Genomic DNA, 729 nt, shown 5'->3' on the forward strand with positions numbered 1-729 from the left:
TTAGACCGACCGGCAAATGGATCACTTGAGCCGCCGGGTGGTGGGGCGGCCGTCCCAGCGATAGCGGCTCGTCGCTCGGCGAATCAGCATACGGAGCGTGACGAGGGCTGCGGCGAGGTAGAGGTAGAAGTCGACGACGCTGCCGCTCCTTTCCGTGCAACGCCGGAGCTTGCCGTAGGCGTTCATCCACGAGTGGGTGCGCTCGACCACCCAGCGTTTGCCGGCCTGGATCGGTGCCGGCACACCCTTGCGTGCGATCTCGGCTGTGAAGCCCAACTCCGCTATCAGCTCGCGTGACTTGAGGCTGTCGTAGCCTCGGTCAAGGTTGACGTTGACCGTTTCCGGCAGCGCACCGACCTGCTCCTTCGCCGCTTCCAGGGTCGGTCCTAGCAGGGGCGAGTCGTGCCGGTTCGCCCCGTCGGACACGATCCCCAGTGGAACGCCGCAGGCGTCGGAGGCGACGGAGCGCTTCAATCCCTGCTTGCCGCGGTCGACCGGCGACCGTCCCGCCTTCTCCCCGCCGGACGGGGCCTTGGTGATACAGCCGTCCACCGAGATCTCACCCAGTCCGAGACCGATCATGCGGTCGTACGCCTCCAGGGTGAGGGCATGCACCTGTTCGGCAATGCCCTGCCCAGCCCACTCCTTGACGCGGCGTCGGATCGTACGGTCAGAGCATCCGGGCGTGGCGATCCGCTCGTAGCCTGAGCCGTGGACCAGCGCGAGCAC

General features: G+C 67.1%; 1 protein-coding gene. It reads right to left on the minus strand.

Annotated features, from left to right (window positions below; translation table 11 throughout):
• Positions 1 to 21: 21 nt before the first annotated feature.
• Positions 22 to 729 (minus strand): IS5 family transposase (locus QMK24_RS41385; RefSeq protein ID WP_283472075.1); only part of this gene is annotated, 708 nt, incomplete at its 5' end.

Origin of the sequence: Streptomyces sp. PH10-H1 (genome assembly GCF_030063355.1) — a bacterium.
In the GTDB taxonomy this organism is placed as follows: Bacteria; Actinomycetota; Actinomycetes; order Streptomycetales; family Streptomycetaceae; genus Actinacidiphila.